The sequence below is a fragment of the Streptomyces sp. NPDC042336 genome (assembly GCF_055581985.1).
Genome location: NZ_JBVJEA010000002.1, coordinates 527,348 through 544,611 on the forward strand (window position 1 = coordinate 527,348; position 17,264 = coordinate 544,611).

Consider the following 17,264-nt stretch of genomic DNA (forward strand, 5'->3'; position numbering starts at 1 on the left):
CGCATGCCCGCGCCCGGACGCACGGCATCCCCAGGACGGGTCCGCCCCCCGGCCCCCCGGCACCCCTAGGACGGGTCCGACCCCCGGTGTTCCGCGGCGATGCCGAAGCGGTGGTGCTCGCGAGGCGCCGCGGCGGCCGGGTCGTGGACCGCGGCGACCGAGGTGATCACCTGACCGTCCGGGGACTCCTGGGCCTCCTCCAGCCGCTGCAGGTCGGAGGCGGAGACGAGGGCGACGAGAGGCTTGCCGTGCCGCGTCACGACGACGCGCTCGCCGCCGTACACCACCCGGTTGATCAGGTCGGCCAGCTCAGCCCTGGCTTGCGTCACCGGAATCTCGTAGGCCATGACCCCAGCTTACGGTTTCGCCGGAATCCACTCCCGGGGAATGTACGTCCTGTACATTTTCAACAGAGCCAGTGCCGCCGAAGACGGTTTTTTGCCACGAGGAGGGGTTCGTCATGATCCGACCGTCCGCCCGCCGTGTCCTGCCCGAGTTCACCGAACGCACGAGTTCCGGGGCCCGGACGTCGGACCCGTACTCCAAGCTGCTCCAGGAGCGGATCGTCTTCCTCGGGACACCGATCGACGAGACCTCCGCGAACGACGTGACGGCACAGTTCATGTACCTGGAGCACCAGGCACCGGACCGGGACATCGAGCTCTACGTCAACTCGCCCGGCGGCTCCTTCACCGCCATGACGGCGATCTACGACACGATGCGCTACGTCGCCTGCGACGTGGCGACGACCTGCCTCGGGCAGGCCGGTTCGTCCGCCGCGGTGCTGCTCGCGGCGGGCACCCCCGGCAAGCGCGCGGTCCTGCCGGGCGCCCGGGTGGTGATCCACCAGCCGGCGCTCACCGAACCGGTGGAGGGGCAGGCGAGCGACCTGGCCGTCCACGCCGGCGAACTGGTCCGCGTCCGCGCCCTCCTGGAGGAGATCCTCGTACGGCACACGGGCCGCGGTCGCGAGCAGGTGCACGCGGACATCGAGCGGGAGACGGTCCTCGACGCCCGGCAGGCGCTGGAGTACGGCCTGGTGGACCGGATCGTGCCCGGCCGCAGGACCCCGCCCGCCTCGCCCGGCGCGAGGTGATCCGCCCGTGCTGCCACCCGAGTTGCCCCCGCTGCCCGCCCTGACCCGCGCCGAGGCCGAGGTCATCGACCGCTATCTGGACGTCGTCGACCTGCTCGGGCGCATCAACCCCGGGCGCGTCGGCGACACCTACGGCGGCCTGCGGGCCGCCCAGGCGCTGGTCGGCAAGGCGGCGGCGCTGCGTGACGCGCTGGCGCTGATGCACCGGCGCGGCGAGACGGAGCTGCACGCCGCGACCCTGGCCCGGGCGCTGCGGGTGCTGGACGGCGAGCGCCGGACCGCGCGGGTCGGCCTTCCGCCGCACTCCGGGAGTTGAGGGGGTCGGGGCCGGCCCGACGCCTGGCCGAAACGGACCAAACGGCGTACCCCCTTTCGGCGTAGGGACACCTCCGTTTCGTGACCGGTCGAAGTTGCGGCGCCCCGCGCCCCGCGGGTGCGAACTCCCGCTCCGCCGCTGGTCCCGGGCCCGTCACCGCGCTCGGCGGCACTTCGAACACGGGGTGGCGACCCGAACGGGCGAGTGGGACGTAACAACACAAAGGACGCGTTCCGTTGGGATTTTCCCCGTGGGCGGGACAAGATCCGTGACTGACGACAAGCCCCCGCCGCAGCGGCGGGGCGGTCCGGGCGGACGCCGAGTCCTGCCGCCGTCCGGACGCCAGGTCGACAGGAAGTGGATCGGCAGGAGTGGAGGACCCGAGCACGACGGGTCGCCGGGACGGCCGCCTCCGTGAGAGGTGCCAAACCGAGCGGTCCTTGGGGTGAAGCCGCACGCTGCGGCCGGGCAACTTCGCCAGCCCGAATCCGACAGGTCATCCTTCACAGGCGGCTGACGAAGGGTTGCGCATGTCCGCGCTCAATCGTGTCCCGTCCCTGATGGCTCGTGCCGGTACGGCCTCGGCCCTCACCCTCGCCGCCGTGGGCGGCTCCGTCGTGGTCCCCGGTGTCGCCTCCGAGGCGGCCGCGGCGAGCCATGCGACGAAAGCCCTCACCATCGCGGCTTCCAAGAAAGGATCCCCGTACCGCTGGGGCGCCACCGGCCCCCACCGGTTCGACTGTTCCGGCCTGACGCTGTACTCGTTCAAGAAGGCCGGCAAGAAGCTCCCGCGCACCGCGGCGCAGCAGTACAACAAGACCCGCCACATCTCGGCCCACAGCCGCAAGGTCGGCGACCTCGTGTTCTTCCACTCCGGCCGGAGCGTCTACCACGTAGGCATCTACGCCGGGAAGGGCAGGCTCTGGCACGCTCCGAAGACCGGGGACGTGGTGCGGCTGCAGAAGATCTGGACCTCAAGCGTCTGGTACGGCCGGGTCAAGTAGCCCGCCCGCGGGAGTGACGGCGTTCTGCCCCGCCGTCACTCCCGCGGGTGCCGCCGGCCCGCCGGGGGGCGTCCAGGGCAGTTCGATGGAGACGGTCTTGCCGCCCTCGCGCGTGGGCCGGACCCTCAGCCTGCCGCCGCACTCGGCGGTCAGCCAGCGAATGATCACCATGCCCCGCCCGTTGTCCTGCTGGACGGCGGCGGGCAGCCGCTTGGGGAAGCGCGGATGGCTGTCGGTGACACCCAGACGCAGCCGCTCGTCGCGATCGAGAACGAGGTCCACCGTGAAGGTGGGCGACTGCCCGAACGTGTGCTGGACCGCGTTGGTCGCCAGTTCGGAGACGATGAGCCGCACGGTCTCGGCCAGGTCGGCATCTCCCGGCAGCCCCCATTCCGCCAGGGTGCCGACCGCATAGGTCCGCGCGGCGGCCACCGAGGCGGGATCGCTCGGCAGAGTGACGGATGCTTCCAGATGGTCTGCCATGGCGATGTCGTCCCTTTCTCACGGGACCGCAGGCCCGACACGGAGCGGGATGGTTCGAGTACGGTCCCGGACTGGTGCTTCGTCGCCAGACTGCCATCACCGGACCCGTGAAGGGCGGCGATCCACCAAGATATGCATATATCTGTCGCTCGAAGCGGTGAACTCTGCGACGGCAGAGCGTATTCGGGCGGCGCACAAGGAGTAAGGGAGTTGGCCCATGCAGCACGGTCCCGTGGTGCGCCGCCGCAAGCTGGGCGCGGAACTGCGCGCCCTGCGCACGTCGGCGGGCATCACCAGCGGCGAGGCGGCCCGGCTCGTGGGCTGGCACCAGTCGAAGGTCAGCCGGATCGAGACGGGGACGAGCGGGGTGAAACCGGCCGACGTGCGGTTACTGCTGGACGTCTACGGCGTGGACGACGAGCAGCTGCGGGGACTGCTGGTGATGCTGGCGCGCTCCGAGGACGCGGGGGGACGCCACCACTGGTGGCACGCGTACCGCGGGGTGCTGCCACCGACCTACCGCGACTTCATCAGCCTGGAGTCGCAGGCCAGCGCGATGCGCACACTGGAGACCACGGTGGTGCCCGGCCTGCTCCAGACACCGGAGTACGCCCGCGCGGTGACGCGGGCCGCGGTGGACGGCATGCCGGCGGAACGGCTGGACACGCTGGTGGAGGTCCGGCTGGCCCGCCAGGACGTGCTGCGCGGCGAGCCGCCCCTGGAGCTGAGCGCGGTCCTGGACGAGGCCGTGCTGCGCCGGGAGGTGGGCGGTCCGGGGGTGATGGCCCGTCAACTGGCCCGGCTGGTCGAGGCCGCGCGGCTCCCGCACGTCCGCCTCCAGGTCCTGCCGTTTGCCGCCGGGGCGCACATCGGTGTCACCGGCCCTTTCGTAATCTTCTCCTTTTCGAGCACTTCTGATCTGGACGTGGTTGTTCTCGACCACTTGACGAGTAGCTTGCACCTCGAACGGAAAGAAGACCTAGAGGCCTATACCGAGGCCTTCAACGCCCTTCTGATCCATGCCCTTTCGCCCGAGGACTCGTTGGACTTCATCGCCGCGACCGCGGCAGGCGCGTAAGGAGGCACCATGTCAGGCTCCCTGTCCGAACGTCCCCGGAACATCCCTGTCAGCACCGATATGACCGGTGTGCGGTGGCTGCGCAGCAGTTACAGCACCGGCGCGAACAACTGTGTGGAGACGGCCCGTCCGTCGGCCGGTCCCTGGGCCGGGCTGCTCGCCGTGCGCGACTCCAAGAACCCGGCCGGACCCGCCCTGCTCTTCTCCCCCGGGAGCTGGACGGCGTTCACCGCCGGCGTCCACCGCGACTGACCCCGCCGGACTGCGGACGGCGCACGGCCGTGTCCCGCCGACTCATGGCCGCGTGTCGCCGATCACCCGTACAGCGCGTTCGATCTGTTCCCCGGAGAGGTCCCCACGTGCGGTCAGCCTGAGCCGTGAGATGCCGTCGGGCACCGAAGGAGGGCGGAAGCAGCCCACGGACAGGCCGGCCGCCCGGCAGTCGGCCGCCCACCGCACGGCCCCCTCCGGGGAGGATGCGCGCACCGAGACGACCGCGGCGTCCGGACGTACCGCGTCCAGACCCGCGGCGGTCAGGCGCGCGTGCAGTTCGGCCGCGACGGCGCGGGCCCGCGCGGCACGCTCCGGCTCACGGCCGAGCAGCCTGAGCGCCGCCAGGGCCGCCCCCGCCGCGGCGGGGGCGAGTCCCGTGTCGAAGATGAACGTACGGGCCGCGTTGACCAGGTGGTCGATCACCCGGGCGGGGCCCAGCACGGCGCCTCCCTGGGCACCGAGCGACTTGGACAGCGTGACGGTCACGACGACGTCGTCCCGTCCCGCCAGGCCCGCGCCCTGCGGGGCGCCCCGGCCGCCCTCGCCGAGGACGCCGAGACCGTGGGCGTCGTCGACGACCAGTCCGGCCCCGTGCGCCCGGCACGCGTCGGCGAGTGCGGCCAGCGGCGCGGCGTCGCCGTCGACCGAGAAGACCGTGTCGGAGACGGCCACGGCGGGTCCGTCGTGCGTCGCCAGTGCCTTGCGCACGGCGTCCGGATCGGCGTGCCCCACGACCTGGGTGGTGCCGCGAGCGAGCCGGCAACCGTCGATCAGAGAGGCGTGGTTGCCCGCGTCGGAGACGACGAGGCTGCCGTGCGGGGCCAGCGCGGTGACCGCGGCGAGGTTGGCCGCGTAGCCGGAGGAGAAGACGAGCGCGGCCTCGAATCCGCAGAACTCGGCCAGTTCGCGCTCGAGTTCGGCGTGCAGCGTGGTCGTGCCGGTCACCAGCCGGGAGCCGGTCGCGCCGCCGCCCCAGGTCCGGGCGGCCGCGACCGCCCCTTCGACGACCGCCGGGTGCCGGGCCAGTCCCAGGTAGTCGTTGCTCGCCAGGTCCAGCAGCTCCGACGCCGCCGGACGGGGGCGCAGCACCCGTACGAGGCCGGCCTCGCGGCGCGCCCGGTCCTGCTCCTCGATCCAGCCGAACGCCATGGGGCGGTCCTCCGGGGTTTTGTAGGCAATGAACAGACATTAGCGGTCCGGACACCCCCGCGAGGTGTGGCAATACCCACACGTCGATCTGTCAGTGTTGTGCGAAGTCTCCTTGGCCTCGAACGGCCCCTTAGGACAGGATCGGCTCTCATGGACCTGCTGAACACGCTGGTGGACAAGGGGCTTCGGCGCGAGCCGCCGACCCGCGAGGAGGCGCTCGCCGTCCTCGCCACTTCCGACGACGACGTGCTCGACGTGGTGGCCGCGGCCGGAAAGGTGCGCCGCCACTGGTTCGGCCGGCGGGTGAAACTCAACTACCTCGTCAACCTCAAGTCGGGACTGTGCCCCGAGGACTGCTCCTACTGCTCGCAGCGACTGGGCTCCAAGGCGGAGATCCTCAAGTACACCTGGCTCAAGCCCGACCAGGCCTCCGCGGCCGCCGCGGCGGGGGTGTCCGGGGGCGCCAAGCGGGTGTGCCTGGTGGCCAGCGGACGCGGTCCGACCGACCGGGACGTGGACCGGGTCTCGGACACCATCAAGGCCATCAAGGAGCAGAACGAGTCGGTCGAGGTGTGCGCCTGCCTGGGGCTGCTCTCGGACGGCCAGGCGGAGCGCCTGCGGGAGGCCGGAGCCGACGCCTACAACCACAACCTCAACACCTCCGAGTCGACGTACGGGGACATCACGACCACGCACACGTACGCCGACCGGGTGGACACGGTGAACAAGGCGCACGCGGCCGGGCTGTCCGCCTGCTCGGGTCTCATCGCGGGCATGGGCGAGAGCGACGAGGACCTGGTCGACGTGGTCTTCTCGCTGCGCGAGCTGGACCCGGACTCGGTGCCGGTCAACTTCCTGATCCCGATGGAGGGCACGCCGCTGGCTACGGAGTGGCACCTCACGCCGCAGCGGTGCCTGCGCATCCTGGCGATGACGCGGTTCGTCTGCCCGGACGTCGAGGTGCGCATCGCGGGCGGGCGCGAGGTGCACCTGCGCACGATGCAGCCGCTCGCCCTGCACCTGGCCAACTCGATCTTCCTCGGCGACTACCTCACCAGCGAGGGCCAGGCGGGCCACGCCGACCTGGAGATGATCGCGGACGCCGGCTTCGAGGTGGAGGGCGCCGGGGAGGTCACCCTGCCGGAGCACCGCGCGGCCGCCCGGGGCGGCGGCTACGGCTCGCACGGGGACGGCGGCGGCTGCGGCTCGCACGCGGGCGACGGCGGCTGCGGCTCGCACGCGGGCGGCGGGGTGTGCGCCCCCGCGGCCGCCGCCGCGCCGACGACGCCGCGCCCCGCCGAGGAGCCCCGCACGGACCTGGTGGCGGTGCGCCGCCGCGGCGCCGGGACGGACCTCGCGCCCAATGCCTGAGCCCGCGTTGAACGTCGCCGAGCTGCTGGCGCTGGACCGGCGGCACGTATGGCACCCGTACGGGCCCGTGCCCGGCCGGCAGGACCCGCTCGTCGTGGAGTCGGCGAGCGGGGTCCGGCTGCGGCCGGCCGACGGCTCCGGGGAGCTGGTCGACGGGATGTCGTCCTGGTGGTCGGCGATCCACGGCTACAACCACCCGGTGCTGAACGAGGCCGCGCGCGAGCAGTTGGGGCGGATGAGCCACGTGATGTTCGGCGGGCTCACCCACGAGCCCGCCGTGCGCCTGGCGAAGCTCCTTGTCGACATGTCGCCCGAGGGCCTGGAGCACGTGTTCCTTGCCGACTCCGGGTCGGTGTCGGTCGAGGTCGCCGTGAAGATGTGTCTGCAGTACTGGCGTTCGCTCGGCCGCCCCGGCAAGCGCCGTCTGCTCACCTGGCGCGGCGGCTACCACGGCGACACCTGGCAGCCCATGTCGGTGTGCGACCCGGAGGGCGGAATGCACGAGCTGTGGTCGGGCGTCCTGCCGCGCCAGGTCTTCGCGGACGCCCCGCCGTCGGAGTACGAGGAGGCGTACGCCGACCACCTGCGGTCGCTGATCGAGCGGCACGCCGACGATCTGGCCGCGGTGATCGTCGAGCCGGTGGTGCAGGGCGCGGGCGGGATGCGCTTCCACTCCCCCGCCTATCTGCGCGTGCTGCGCGAGGCGTGCGACGCGCAGGGCGTGCTGCTGGTGTTCGACGAGATCGCCACCGGGTTCGGGCGCACGGGCGCCTTGTTCGCGGCGGAGCACGCGGCGGTGACGCCGGACGTGATGTGTGTGGGCAAGGCGCTGACCGGCGGTTATCTGACGATGGCGGCCACGCTGTGCACCGCGCGGGTGGCCGAGGGCATCTCGCGGGGCGAGGTGCCGGTGCTGGCCCACGGGCCCACGTTCATGGGCAATCCGCTGGCGGCGGCCGTGGCGTGCGCGTCGATCGGGCTGCTGCTCGGCCAGGACTGGCGCGCGGAGGTCAAGCGGATCGAGACGGGCCTGGCCGAGGGGCTCGCGCCCGCCGCCGAGCTGCCCGGTGTGCGCGACGTACGGGTGCTCGGCGCGATCGGCGTGGTGCAGCTCGACCACGCCGTCGACATGCGGGCGGCGACGGAGGCGGCGGTGCGCGAGGGCGTGTGGCTGCGCCCGTTCCGCGATCTGGTCTACACCATGCCGCCCTACGTCACGGGCGACACGGACGTGGCACGCATCGCCCGCGCGGTGTGCGCGGCGGCACGGGAGGGATGACATGCCGGTACTGGTGATCACGGGCACGGGCACGGAGGTCGGCAAGACGGTCGTGACCGCCGCCGTCGCCGCGGCGGCCCTGGCGGGCGGCCGGTCGGTGGCCGTGCTGAAGGCGGCGCAGACCGGCGTGGGGCCGGACGAGGCCGGGGACGCCCAGGAGGTGGCGCGGCTCGCGGGTGACGTGACGGCCGCCGAGGTGGCGAGGTTCCCCGAACCGCTGGCGCCGGGCACGGCCGCGCGCCGGGCCGGGCGGGCACCGGTGCGCCCCGGCGAGGTCGCCGAGGCGGCGGCCAAGCTGGCCACCGAGCACGATCTGGTCCTGGTCGAGGGCGCGGGCGGACTCCTCGTACGCTTCGATGCCTCCGGCGGAACGCTGGCGGACGTCGCCGGTCTCCTGGGCGCACCGGTGCTGGTGGTGACGTCGGCGGGGCTCGGCACGCTGAACACCACGGAGCTGACGGCGCGCGAGCTGCGGTCCCGGGGACTGGAGCTGCCGGGGCTGGTGATCGGCAGCTGGCCCCAGGCCCCGGACCTCGCCGCCCGCTGCAACCTGGCGGACCTCCCGGACGTGTCCGGCGCCCCCCTCCTCGGCGCCGTGCCCGCCGGAGCGGGGGCCCTCTCCCCGGCCGCCTTCCGCTCGACGGCGCCCCACTGGCTGGCGCCGCCGCTGGACGGCACCTGGGACGCGGACGCGTTCCGCAGCCGGGAGGCACCCTGACCGGGGCGGGTTTCGGCTCCTGCCCCGCTGCCCGGAACGCGGTTCCCCCTCGCCGACCCCGCCGACGGCCGGGGCGCGGACGCGTTCGCCCGTGAGCGCGGCCGTCTCGGGCTCCCGCCCCTGTCGCCGGGACACATCAGGAGGCCTCCGGTGGAGTCGGCCGTGCGGTGGGTGCGAAGCGGCGGGCCGGGGGAGAATCGCGGTGAGGCGCCGCCTCGTGAGGGAGGTCCCATGCCGCTGCGATCCGACCGTGCCCGCGGGGTGCCGCGCGACGCCGTGCACCATCCGCTGTTCGCCCGCTACTACGCCCGGTTCAGTGTGAGCGCCGAGACCCGGATGGGCATGGCCCGCGTCCGCGAACGGCTGCTCGCCGGGCTGTCCGGGCGGGTCATCGAGGTGGGTGCGGGCAACGGGCTGAACTTCTCGCACTATCCGGGCACCGTCTCCGAGGTCGTGGCCATCGAACCGGAGCGCGTACTGCGGCAGTTGGCGGTGGAGGCGGCAATGCGCGCCGAGGTGCCGGTGGACGTGGCGCCGGGCGCGGCGGAGGCCCTGCCGGTCAAGAGCGAGGCCTTCGACGCGGCCGTGGTCTCGCTGGTGCTGTGCAGCGTCCGGGACGTGCCGCGGGCGCTCGCGGAGCTGCGGCGGGTCCTGCGGCCGGGCGGGCAGGTGCGGTTCTTCGAGCACGGCCGGGGCGGCGGACGGGCGATGACCTTCGCCCAGCGCGCGCTGGACCGGACGCTCTGGCCTCCTCTGTCCGGCGGCTGCCACCTCTCCCGCGAACCGGTGGCCGCGCTGCGGGAGGCGGGGTTCGCGCTCGGTCCCTACCGTCAGGTGATGATGCCGGAGAACGGGCCGGCGCTGCCGAGTTCGTACTGCGTCCTGGGCACGGCCTGGCGCCCGTCCTGAGCCGCGGCGCGGTCACCCGTTCCAGGCGCGCAGTTCCTCCGCGATCTCCTCGACCGACGCCTCGCCCTTCTTCACCAGCAGCGCGAGGTCCCGCACCCGCTCGGGCGTGGTGGCGACCTCCACACCACTGGCGACCAGATAGGCGTAGGCGACCGCGGAGGCGAAGAGCGCGTTGGAGCGCTCCAGCGCCGGGACGTGGATCAGCAGCTGGAGCAGCGCGGCGGCCCGGGCGTGCGGGGTGTCGTAGACGGGCGTGCCGAATATCTCGGCCCGGTGGCGGGCCACGGCGGCGACGAGCGCGCCCCAGTCGGTGACCTGCGGATCACCGGGAGTGCGCTGCTCGGCGAGCATCAGGAGCCAGGCGAGATCGATGGTGAGGTCGTTCATCCGCTAGGTGCGCGACGGCTCAGCGACGGCCCTCGCCGATCTCCTCGGCGAACACCTTCTCGTACTGCCGCATGAAGTCGGCGGCGGCCTCCACGAAGGTGTGGCCGGCCTCGCCGGTGTCCTGCCGGACCAGCTCCTCGATGTAGCGGTTCACGCTCAGCCCCCGGGCCAGGGCCTTCTCCCGGGCAGCCCGGGCGGTGCCCTCGTCCACCCGCACGTTCAGCTGGGCCTTCCGGGTCTTCGCCATACCTTGAAGCTAGCGCCGGGACGCTAGCGGCGGCAAGGCCGGCCGTCGTCTTCCGGCCCCGAGTCCGGGAGTGGTTGACTCACCGCGACGGGAAGCCCCTTGTGTGTGAGGAGAGTTCATGCCGCGCCCCTTCCGCTTCGGCGTCAACCTGATGAGCGCCGCTCCCGCCGACGGGTGGGACGCCAAGTGCCGGCGGGCCGAGGAGCTCGGGTACGACGTGATCCTGGTGCCGGACCACCTCGGCATGCCGGCGCCGTTCCCGGCCCTGGTCGCCGCGGCCCGGGCCACCGAACGGCCCCGGCTGGGCACCTTCGTGCTCAACGCGGGCTTCTGGAACCCCGCGCTGCTGGCCCGGGAGGTGGCGACCACCGACGCCCTGACCGGCGGACGTCTGGAACTCGGGCTCGGCACCGGCTACGTACGCGCGGAGCACGACACCGCCGGACTGGCCTTCGGCTCACCGGGCGAGCGGGTGGACCACCTGCGGCGCACCGTCGAGGAGCTGGAGCGGCTGCTGGGCGACGAGGAGTACCTGCCCCGGCCCGTGCAGCGGCCCGGGGTTCCGCTGCTGATCGGCGCGAACGGCGACCGGATGCTGGAGCTGACCGCCGGGCACGCCGACATCGCCGCGTTCACCGGCGGACGCACCGTGCCGGGAAGCACGACGGGACGGCTCGCGCCGATCACCGCCGAGGAGCTCGACGAGCGCGTCGCCCGGTACCGGGAGCTTGCCGCCGGCCGCGAGGAACCCGCGGAGCTGAACCTGCTCGTCCAGATGGTCGCCGTCACGCAGGACCGTGAGTCCGCCGTCCGCCCCTACCTGGAGCGCATCCCCCACCTCACCGCGGAGCAGGTGCTGGAACTGCCCATCCTCCTGGCCGGGACCCTGGAGCAGATCACCGCGCAGGTGCGGGCGCAGCGCGAGCGGTACGGCTTCACCTACCTGACGGTGCTGGAGCCGTTCATGGAGGCCTTCGCGCCGGTGATGCGGGTCCTGCGCGAGGAGTGAGCCCCGCGCGCGCCCTGCCGGTCCGCATGCCGGAATCACCGCACGGGGGCCCGGCGCGCGTGGTGGGATCGCGGCATGACTGATCTGCGCATACGGCCCGCCGGGCCCGAGGACCTGGACGCCGTGCTGGCCTTCTGGAAGACGGCCGCCGAGGGGACGAGCATCAGCGACGACCGGGAGGGCGTGGAGCGGCTGGTGGCGTGCGATCCGGAGGCACTGCTGCTGGCCGAGCGCGACGGGGAGCTGGTGGGCACGGTGATCGCGGGCTTCGACGGCTGGCGCTGCCATCTCTACCGGCTGGCGGTGCACCCGGACCACCGGCGCCGGGGCATCGGGACGGCCCTGCTCACCGCCGCCGACGAGCGGTTCGTCCGGCTCGGCGGGCGCCGCGGGGACGCGATGGTGCTGGTGCGCAACGAGCGGGCCCAGCATGCCTGGCGGGCCGCCGGGTACGAGCCGCAGGAGCAGTGGCGGCGCTGGGTGAAGCACCTCACCGGCTGAGCGACCGCGGGACGAAAGGTTGAAGGCTTGAACATCGGGCGAACCTCCGGGTCCTGGCCGATCATGGATCCGAGGTGACCCGATGACCGAAGTGCTCCTGCTGCTGGTGGCGATCCTGCTCTCGCTCGCGTGCGGCGCCTTCGTCGCGGCCGAGTTCTCGCTGACCACCGTCGAACGGGGTGAACTGGAGCGGGCCGCGGCGCGGGGTGAGCGGGGTGCGGCGAGCGCCCTCAAGGGCGTCCGGAACCTGACCTTCCAGCTCTCCGGCGCGCAGCTCGGCATCACGGTCACCAACCTGGTGGTCGGCATGCTCGCCGAGCCGTCGGTCGCGGCGCTGATCGCGGGGCCGCTGGAGGGCCTGGGGGTGTCGCGTTCGACGGCTTCCTCACTGGCGCTGGTGCTGGGCACGGCCCTGTCGACGGTGTTCCTCATGATCGTCGGTGAGCTGGTGCCGAAGAACTGGGCGATCTCCTCGCCGCTGGCCGTGGCCAAGCGGGTGGGCGGCCCGCAGCGCTGGTTCAGCTCCGCCTTCCGGCCCTTCATCACCCATCTGAACAACACCGCCAACCGCGTCGTGCGCCGCTTCGGTGTGGAGCCCGCCGAGGAGCTGGCGTCCGCACGCGGGCCGCAGGAGCTCGCGGCGCTCGCCCGGCACTCCGCCAAGGAGGGCGCGCTGGAGGCCGACACCGCCGAGCTGTTCGTGCGCACCCTGAACCTGGCCGACCTGACGGCGCAGCAGGTGATGACCCCGCGCGTCCAGGTCGTGGCCCTCGACGCCCGGGCGACGTGCGAGGACGTGGCGAACGCGACGCGGGCGACAGGACTGTCCCGGTTCCCGGTCTACCAGGACAGCCTCGACGCCGTGGTCGGGACGGCGCACGTCAAGGACGTCCTGGCGGTGCCCGCCGAGCGGCGGCCCGGGATGCCGGTGGCCGACCTGATGCGCGAGCCGCTGCTCGTCCCCGAGTCACTGACCGTGGACCGGCTCCTGGACCGGCTCTCCGGGCGGCGCACGATGGCCGTGGTGATCGACGAGTACGGGGGGACGGCGGGCGTGGCCACGCTGGAGGACATCGTCGAGGAGGTGGTCGGCCAGGTGCGGGACGAGCACGACCCGCACGAGACCCCCGATCTCGACCCGGCCGGCACGGACGAGGAGGGGCACGCGCTGTACTGGGCCGACGGCTCGGCGCGCGTGGACCGGCTGGAGCGGCTGGGGCTGCGGGTGCCCGAGGGCCCCTACGAGACGGTCGCGGGGCTGGTCGCGGCCGGTCTCGGGCACATCCCCGCCGTCGGCGACAGCCTCGATGTCGCCGGCTGGCGGCTGGACGTCGTGGACGCCACGGGGCGCAGGGCGGCCCGGGTGCTGATGCACGCCCCTCTGGACGACGACACGGGCGACGCGGCCGGTTTCGAAGCAGACAAGGACGAAGGGGAGGCCGGCCGGTGACCGCCGTACAGCTGCTGATCGGTCTGGCGACCCTGGTCGTCAACGCGTTCTTCGTGGCCGCCGAGTTCGCGCTGATCTCCGTGCGCCGCAGCCAGGTGGAACCGTACGCCGAGGAGGGCGACGCCCGGGCCGCGCGCGTGCTGTGGGGACTGGAGCACGTGTCGGCGCTGATGGCGGCGGCGCAGCTGGGCATCACGCTGTGCACGCTGGTCCTCGGCGTGGTCGCGGAACCGGCCATCGCGCATCTGCTGGAGCCGGTGTTCCACGCGGTGGGCGTGCCGTCGGGCGCCGGGCACGCGGTGTCCTTCGTGATCGCCCTCGCGCTGGCGACGTATCTGCACATGCTGCTCGGCGAGATGGTGCCGAAGAACATCGCCCTGGCCGAGCCGGTGCGCAGCGCGCTGGTCCTCGGGCCGCCGCTGGTGGCGCTGTCCCGGGCCCTGCGTCCGGTGATCTTCACGGTCAACGCCTTCGCCAACGGGCTGCTCAAGCTGCTCAGGGTCGAGGCCAAGGACGAGGTGGCGGCGACGTTCACGGACGCGGAGCTGGCGGAGATCGTCAAGGACGCCGGTGAGGCGGGGCTGATCGACGACCGGGCCAGGGAGCGGCTGTACGACGCCCTGGAGCTGGGCCGCCGCCCGGTGCGGGACGTGGTGCTGCCGCTGGAACGGGTCGTCCACGCGCGCGTGGGCATCACCCCGGAGCAGCTGGAGCGGCTGTCGGCGCGGTCGGGGTTCTCCCGGTTCCCCGTGGTGGACGACGGGCGGCGGATCGTCGGCTACCTGCACGTGAAGGACGCCCTGGACGCCTCGCCGCGGGACCTGCCGTTCCGCCTGCGGGACATGCGCCCCATCGCCCGCGTGCGCGAGCGCACCCCGCTGGACGACGTACTCACCGCCATGCGGCGCAGCCGTACGCACCTGGCGGCGGTACTCGGCTCCGACGGACGGCTGGCGGGTCTGGTGACCATGGAGGACGTGCTGCGGGAGCTGTTCGGGCAGCGGGCGTGAGCCCGCCGCGCCCCGAGCCGACGTGCCCAAGTCGTGGGAGCGGAGCCGAGGGGGCCGGAGCCGAGAAGGGCGACCGACCGGCGGGTATGTGCGGGCGATATCATTTCCGTCGCCATGCAGACGAACCCCACGTACACCAGCCTGGTCGCCGTCGGCGACTCCTTCACCGAAGGCATGTCGGACCGGCTGCCCGACGGCTCCTACCGGGGCTGGGCCGACCTCCTCGCCGCCCGGATGGCGGCCCGCTCCCCCGGCTTCCGCTACGCCAACCTGGCGGTGCGCGGAAAGCTGATCGGACAGATTGTCGACGAGCAGGTGGACGTGGCCGCGGCCATGGGCGCCGACGTGATCACGCTGGTCGGGGGGCTCAACGACACGCTGCGGCCCAAGTGCGACATGGCACGGGTGCGGGACCTGCTCACGCAGGCGGTGGAACGGCTGGCCCCGCACTGCGAGCAGCTGGTACTGATGCGCAGTCCGGGCCGCCAGGGCCCGGTGCTCGAACGGTTCCGGCCGCGCATGGAGGCGCTGTTCGCCGTCATCGACGACCTCGCGAAGCTGCACGGCGCCGTGGTCGTCGACCTGTACTCCGCCCGGTCGCTGGCCGATCCCCGGATGTGGGACGTGGACCGGCTGCACCTGACCGCCGAGGGCCACCGCCGGGTCGCGGAGGCGGTGTGGCAGTCGCTGGGTCACGAACCCGAGGATCCCGAGTGGCACGCGCCGGTCCCGGCGACACCGCCGCCGGGCTGGACGGCGCGCAGGACCGCGGACGTCCGGTTCGCCCGGCAGCACCTGCTGCCCTGGATAGGCCGCCGGCTGACCGGCCGCTCGTCCGGGGACGGCCTGCCGCCCAAGCGCCCGGACCTGCTCCCCTACGAGGACCCGGCGCGTTGATCCCCGGCCCCTGGCGCCCTTCGTAGGTTCCGACGAACCGCCCCGCGGCGCCGACCTGCACGAATCGCCAGTAGAATCCGTCCACGTGACTTCCGCTCCCGCCAAGCCCCGCATCCCGAACGTCCTCGCCGGACGCTACGCCTCCGCCGAGCTCGCCACGCTCTGGTCGCCCGAGCAGAAGGTGAAGCTGGAGCGGCAGCTCTGGCTCGCCGTGCTGCGGGCCCAGAAGGACCTGGGCATCGAGGTGCCCGACGCCGCTATCGCCGACTACGAGCGCGTCCTCGACCAGGTCGACCTGGCCTCCGTCGCCGAGCGCGAGAAGGTCACGCGGCACGACGTGAAGGCGAGGATCGAGGAGTTCAACGATCTCGCCGGGCACGAGCACGTGCACAAGGGCATGACCTCCCGTGACCTCACGGAGAACGTCGAGCAGCTGCAGATCCGGCTGTCGCTGGAGCTGATCCGCGACCGTTCGGTGGCCGTCCTCGCCCGCCTGGGCAAGTTGGCGGGCGAGTACGCCGAGCTGGTGATGGCCGGCCGCTCGCACAACGTGGCCGCGCAGGCCACGACGCTGGGCAAGCGGTTCGCCACCGCCGCCGACGAGCTGCTGGTCGCCCACGGCCGGGTGGAGGAGCTGCTCGGCCGCTATCCGCTGCGCGGCATCAAGGGCCCGGTCGGCACCGCCCAGGACATGCTGGACCTGCTCGGCGGCGACGCCGGCAAGCTCGCGGAGCTGGAGCAGCGGATCGCCGGGCACCTCGGCTTCTCGCAGGCCTTCACCTCGGTCGGCCAGGTCTACCCGCGCTCCCTGGACTACGAGGTCGTCACCGCGCTGGTGCAGCTGGCGGCGGCGCCGTCCTCGCTGGCCAAGACGATCCGGCTGATGGCCGGGCACGAGCTGGTCACCGAGGGCTTCAAGCCGGGCCAGGTCGGCTCGTCCGCGATGCCGCACAAGATGAACACCCGCTCCTGCGAGCGCGTCAACGGCCTGATGGTGATCCTGCGCGGCTACGCCTCGATGACCGGCGAGCTGGCGGGAGACCAGTGGAACGAGGGCGACGTGTCCTGCTCGGTGGTGCGCCGGGTCGCGCTGCCGGACGCGTTCTTCGCCCTCGACGGGCTGCTGGAGACCTTCCTGACCGTGCTCGACGAGTTCGGTGCCTTCCCGGCCGTCGTGGCCCGGGAGCTGGACCGCTACCTCCCCTTCCTGGCCACCACCAAGGTGCTGATGGGCGCGGTGCGCGCCGGTGTCGGCCGCGAGGTCGCGCACGAGGCCATCAAGGAGAACGCGGTCGCCTCCGCGCTGGCCATGCGCGAGCAGGGTGCCGAGCGCAACGAGCTGCTGGACAAGCTGGCCGCCGACGACCGCATTCCGCTGGACCGTGCCGCCCTGGACGCCCTGATGGCCGACAAGCTCTCCTTCACCGGCGCCGCGGCCGACCAGGTCGGTGTCGTCGTCGGCCGGATCGAGGAGATCGTCAAGCGGTACCCGGGGGCCGCGGGCTACACCCCCGGAGCCATCCTCTGAGCCGCTTCACCCGGGCCGAGCTGGAGGCCGCCCGCGACCGTCTGCTGCCGGACGTCGTCGGGGACGGCCTCCGCGTGCTGTTCTGCGGCATCAACCCGGGCCTGCTGTCGGCGGCGACGGGCCACCACTTCGCCCGTCCCGGCAACCGCTTCTGGCCCGTCCTGCACTTGTCCGGGTTCACACCGCGGCTGCTGAAGCCGTCGGAGCAGGATGAGTTGCCCTCGTACGGGCTCGGCATCACGAACGTCGTGGCGCGGGCCAGCGCGCGGGCGGACGAGTTGACCGCCGAGGAGTACCGGGAGGGCGGTCGGCTGCTGGTCGCGAAGGTGGCGCGGCTGCGTCCCCGCTGGCTGGCCGTGGTCGGTGTCACCGCGTACCGGACCGCGTTCGACGAGCGGAAGGCACGAGTGGGGCCGCAGGAGCGGATGTTCGGCAGTACCCGGGTGTGGGTGCTGCCCAACCCGAGCGGGCTCAACGCGCACTGGACGGCGCAGACGATGGCGGAGGAGTTCGCCCGGCTGCGGGTCGCGGCGGAGGCACCCTCGCAGGCGTAGGCGGG

20 protein-coding genes, 1 pseudogene and 1 riboswitch are annotated in these 17,264 nt (G+C 73.0%); of the genes and pseudogenes, 16 read left to right on the forward strand and 5 right to left on the reverse strand.

Going from position 1 to position 17,264, the window contains the following annotated elements; all coding sequences use genetic code 11:
- Window positions 1–65: 65 nt before the first annotated feature.
- Window positions 66–347, reverse strand: coding sequence for a type II toxin-antitoxin system Phd/YefM family antitoxin (locus tag ACZ6IM_RS07580; RefSeq protein ID WP_469554857.1), 282 nt, complete (start codon window positions 345–347; stop codon window positions 66–68).
- Between the two features lie 113 nt (window positions 348–460).
- On the opposite strand from ACZ6IM_RS07580, the gene ACZ6IM_RS07585 reads away from it, so the two are divergent.
- The 3 genes from ACZ6IM_RS07585 (at window position 461) to ACZ6IM_RS07595 (ending at window position 2,416) form a co-directional block, all read left to right on the forward strand.
- Complete coding sequence (locus tag ACZ6IM_RS07585) at window positions 461–1,096, forward strand: ATP-dependent Clp protease proteolytic subunit (protein WP_052839028.1); 636 nt, start codon at window positions 461–463, stop codon at window positions 1,094–1,096.
- A 7-nt stretch (window positions 1,097–1,103) separates the two neighbouring features.
- Window positions 1,104–1,412, forward strand: coding sequence for a hypothetical protein (locus tag ACZ6IM_RS07590; RefSeq protein WP_052839027.1), 309 nt, complete (start codon window positions 1,104–1,106; stop codon window positions 1,410–1,412).
- Between the two features lie 385 nt (window positions 1,413–1,797).
- Window positions 1,798–1,939, forward strand: a riboswitch (cyclic di-AMP (ydaO/yuaA leader).
- Window positions 1,940–1,942: 3 nt separating this feature from the next.
- On the forward strand, window positions 1,943–2,416 hold the full coding sequence (locus ACZ6IM_RS07595) for a C40 family peptidase (protein ID WP_052839026.1): 474 nt from the start codon (window positions 1,943–1,945) through the stop codon (window positions 2,414–2,416).
- On the opposite strand, the gene ACZ6IM_RS07600 is transcribed toward ACZ6IM_RS07595, so the two are convergent.
- Entirely contained in the window at window positions 2,387–2,899 is a 513-nt protein-coding gene (locus tag ACZ6IM_RS07600) for an ATP-binding protein (protein ID WP_052839025.1), read from the reverse strand. The genes ACZ6IM_RS07595 and ACZ6IM_RS07600 overlap by 30 nt on opposite strands.
- A gap of 217 nt (window positions 2,900–3,116) precedes the next feature.
- Here ACZ6IM_RS07600 and ACZ6IM_RS07605 point away from each other — a divergent pair, with 217 nt between their 5' ends.
- Window positions 3,117–3,977 carry a helix-turn-helix domain-containing protein gene (locus ACZ6IM_RS07605; protein WP_052839024.1) on the forward strand — a complete coding sequence of 287 codons (861 nt, stop codon included), beginning with the start codon at window positions 3,117–3,119 and terminating at the stop codon, window positions 3,975–3,977.
- Window positions 3,978–3,986: 9 nt separating this feature from the next.
- Complete coding sequence (locus ACZ6IM_RS07610; protein WP_052839023.1) at window positions 3,987–4,229, forward strand: DUF397 domain-containing protein; 243 nt, start codon at window positions 3,987–3,989, stop codon at window positions 4,227–4,229.
- A gap of 42 nt (window positions 4,230–4,271) precedes the next feature.
- On the opposite strand, the gene ACZ6IM_RS07615 is transcribed toward ACZ6IM_RS07610, so the two are convergent.
- Window positions 4,272–5,399, reverse strand: a complete 1,128-nt coding sequence (locus tag ACZ6IM_RS07615; RefSeq protein ID WP_469554864.1) for an 8-amino-7-oxononanoate synthase — start codon at window positions 5,397–5,399, stop codon at window positions 4,272–4,274.
- 150 nt (window positions 5,400–5,549) lie between these two features.
- Here ACZ6IM_RS07615 and bioB point away from each other — a divergent pair, with 150 nt between their 5' ends.
- From bioB to ACZ6IM_RS07635, 4 genes are all read left to right on the forward strand, one after another.
- Window positions 5,550–6,770 carry a biotin synthase BioB gene (gene bioB, locus ACZ6IM_RS07620; RefSeq protein WP_469554867.1) on the forward strand — a complete coding sequence of 407 codons (1,221 nt, stop codon included), beginning with the start codon at window positions 5,550–5,552 and terminating at the stop codon, window positions 6,768–6,770.
- On the forward strand, window positions 6,763–8,049 hold the full coding sequence (locus ACZ6IM_RS07625; protein WP_469554870.1) for an adenosylmethionine--8-amino-7-oxononanoate transaminase: 1,287 nt from the start codon (window positions 6,763–6,765) through the stop codon (window positions 8,047–8,049). Before bioB ends, ACZ6IM_RS07625 begins: the two co-directional genes overlap by 8 nt.
- A 1-nt stretch (window position 8,050) precedes the next feature.
- Window positions 8,051–8,767 (forward strand): dethiobiotin synthase, encoded by a 717-nt coding sequence (gene bioD / locus ACZ6IM_RS07630; RefSeq protein WP_052839019.1) that lies wholly within the window; start codon window positions 8,051–8,053, stop codon window positions 8,765–8,767.
- Window positions 8,768–8,998: 231 nt separating this feature from the next.
- The gene (locus ACZ6IM_RS07635) at window positions 8,999–9,676 is read left to right on the forward strand and encodes a class I SAM-dependent methyltransferase (RefSeq protein WP_052839018.1); all 678 of its coding nucleotides are present in this window, start codon (window positions 8,999–9,001) and stop codon (window positions 9,674–9,676) included.
- A 12-nt stretch (window positions 9,677–9,688) separates the two neighbouring features.
- Here ACZ6IM_RS07635 and ACZ6IM_RS07640 read toward each other — a convergent pair whose 3' ends face one another.
- On the reverse strand, window positions 9,689–10,063 hold the full coding sequence (locus ACZ6IM_RS07640; RefSeq protein ID WP_052839017.1) for a hypothetical protein: 375 nt from the start codon (window positions 10,061–10,063) through the stop codon (window positions 9,689–9,691).
- Window positions 10,064–10,082: 19 nt separating this feature from the next.
- Window positions 10,083–10,310, reverse strand: coding sequence for a toxin-antitoxin system antitoxin component (locus ACZ6IM_RS07645; protein WP_052839016.1), 228 nt, complete (start codon window positions 10,308–10,310; stop codon window positions 10,083–10,085).
- 118 nt (window positions 10,311–10,428) lie between these two features.
- On the opposite strand from ACZ6IM_RS07645, the gene ACZ6IM_RS07650 reads away from it, so the two are divergent.
- The 7 genes and pseudogenes from ACZ6IM_RS07650 to mug all read left to right on the forward strand — a co-directional run bounded on the left by ACZ6IM_RS07650 (window position 10,429) and on the right by mug (window position 17,259).
- Window positions 10,429–11,319: an LLM class F420-dependent oxidoreductase gene (locus ACZ6IM_RS07650; RefSeq protein WP_052839015.1), complete on the forward strand. Its 891-nt coding sequence runs from the start codon at window positions 10,429–10,431 to the stop codon at window positions 11,317–11,319.
- Window positions 11,320–11,364: 45 nt separating this feature from the next.
- A pseudogene (locus tag ACZ6IM_RS07655) lies at window positions 11,365–11,820 on the forward strand (GNAT family N-acetyltransferase); the annotation flags it as partial.
- A gap of 82 nt (window positions 11,821–11,902) precedes the next feature.
- Window positions 11,903–13,270 carry a hemolysin family protein gene (locus ACZ6IM_RS07660; protein WP_052839013.1) on the forward strand — a complete coding sequence of 456 codons (1,368 nt, stop codon included), beginning with the start codon at window positions 11,903–11,905 and terminating at the stop codon, window positions 13,268–13,270.
- Entirely contained in the window at window positions 13,267–14,280 is a 1,014-nt protein-coding gene (locus tag ACZ6IM_RS07665; protein WP_052839012.1) for a hemolysin family protein, read from the forward strand. The genes ACZ6IM_RS07660 and ACZ6IM_RS07665 overlap by 4 nt, the downstream gene beginning before the upstream one ends.
- A 114-nt stretch (window positions 14,281–14,394) precedes the next feature.
- A complete protein-coding gene (locus tag ACZ6IM_RS07670) occupies window positions 14,395–15,177 on the forward strand; it encodes an SGNH/GDSL hydrolase family protein (protein WP_052839011.1) in 783 nt (260 codons plus the stop codon).
- An 85-nt stretch (window positions 15,178–15,262) separates the two neighbouring features.
- Window positions 15,263–16,705: an adenylosuccinate lyase gene (purB, locus tag ACZ6IM_RS07675; protein ID WP_469554877.1), complete on the forward strand. Its 1,443-nt coding sequence runs from the start codon at window positions 15,263–15,265 to the stop codon at window positions 16,703–16,705.
- Window positions 16,706–16,749: 44 nt separating this feature from the next.
- The gene (gene mug, locus ACZ6IM_RS07680; RefSeq protein WP_469555262.1) at window positions 16,750–17,259 is read left to right on the forward strand and encodes a G/U mismatch-specific DNA glycosylase; all 510 of its coding nucleotides are present in this window, start codon (window positions 16,750–16,752) and stop codon (window positions 17,257–17,259) included.
- Window positions 17,260–17,264 lie beyond the last annotated feature (5 nt).

Bases quoted from the DNA above. Each gene is read 5' to 3' on its own strand.
- ACZ6IM_RS07580 (WP_469554857.1), bottom strand. From the start codon at position 347: ATGGCCTACGAGATTCCGGTGACGCAAGCCAGGGCTGAGCTGGCCGAC.
- ACZ6IM_RS07585 (WP_052839028.1), top strand. From the start codon at position 461: ATGATCCGACCGTCCGCCCGCCGTGTCCTGCCCGAGTTCACCGAACGC.
- ACZ6IM_RS07595 (WP_052839026.1), top strand. From the start codon at position 1,943: ATGTCCGCGCTCAATCGTGTCCCGTCCCTGATGGCTCGTGCCGGTACG.
- ACZ6IM_RS07600 (WP_052839025.1), bottom strand. From the start codon at position 2,899: ATGGCAGACCATCTGGAAGCATCCGTCACTCTGCCGAGCGATCCCGCC.
- ACZ6IM_RS07605 (WP_052839024.1), top strand. From the start codon at position 3,117: ATGCAGCACGGTCCCGTGGTGCGCCGCCGCAAGCTGGGCGCGGAACTG.
- ACZ6IM_RS07610 (WP_052839023.1), top strand. From the start codon at position 3,987: ATGTCAGGCTCCCTGTCCGAACGTCCCCGGAACATCCCTGTCAGCACC.
- ACZ6IM_RS07615 (WP_469554864.1), bottom strand. From the start codon at position 5,399: ATGGCGTTCGGCTGGATCGAGGAGCAGGACCGGGCGCGCCGCGAGGCC.
- bioB (WP_469554867.1), top strand. From the start codon at position 5,550: ATGGACCTGCTGAACACGCTGGTGGACAAGGGGCTTCGGCGCGAGCCG.
- ACZ6IM_RS07625 (WP_469554870.1), top strand. From the start codon at position 6,763: ATGCCTGAGCCCGCGTTGAACGTCGCCGAGCTGCTGGCGCTGGACCGG.
- bioD (WP_052839019.1), top strand. From the start codon at position 8,051: ATGCCGGTACTGGTGATCACGGGCACGGGCACGGAGGTCGGCAAGACG.
- ACZ6IM_RS07635 (WP_052839018.1), top strand. From the start codon at position 8,999: ATGCCGCTGCGATCCGACCGTGCCCGCGGGGTGCCGCGCGACGCCGTG.
- ACZ6IM_RS07640 (WP_052839017.1), bottom strand. From the start codon at position 10,063: ATGAACGACCTCACCATCGATCTCGCCTGGCTCCTGATGCTCGCCGAG.
- ACZ6IM_RS07645 (WP_052839016.1), bottom strand. From the start codon at position 10,310: ATGGCGAAGACCCGGAAGGCCCAGCTGAACGTGCGGGTGGACGAGGGC.
- ACZ6IM_RS07650 (WP_052839015.1), top strand. From the start codon at position 10,429: ATGCCGCGCCCCTTCCGCTTCGGCGTCAACCTGATGAGCGCCGCTCCC.
- ACZ6IM_RS07660 (WP_052839013.1), top strand. From the start codon at position 11,903: ATGACCGAAGTGCTCCTGCTGCTGGTGGCGATCCTGCTCTCGCTCGCG.
- ACZ6IM_RS07670 (WP_052839011.1), top strand. From the start codon at position 14,395: ATGCAGACGAACCCCACGTACACCAGCCTGGTCGCCGTCGGCGACTCC.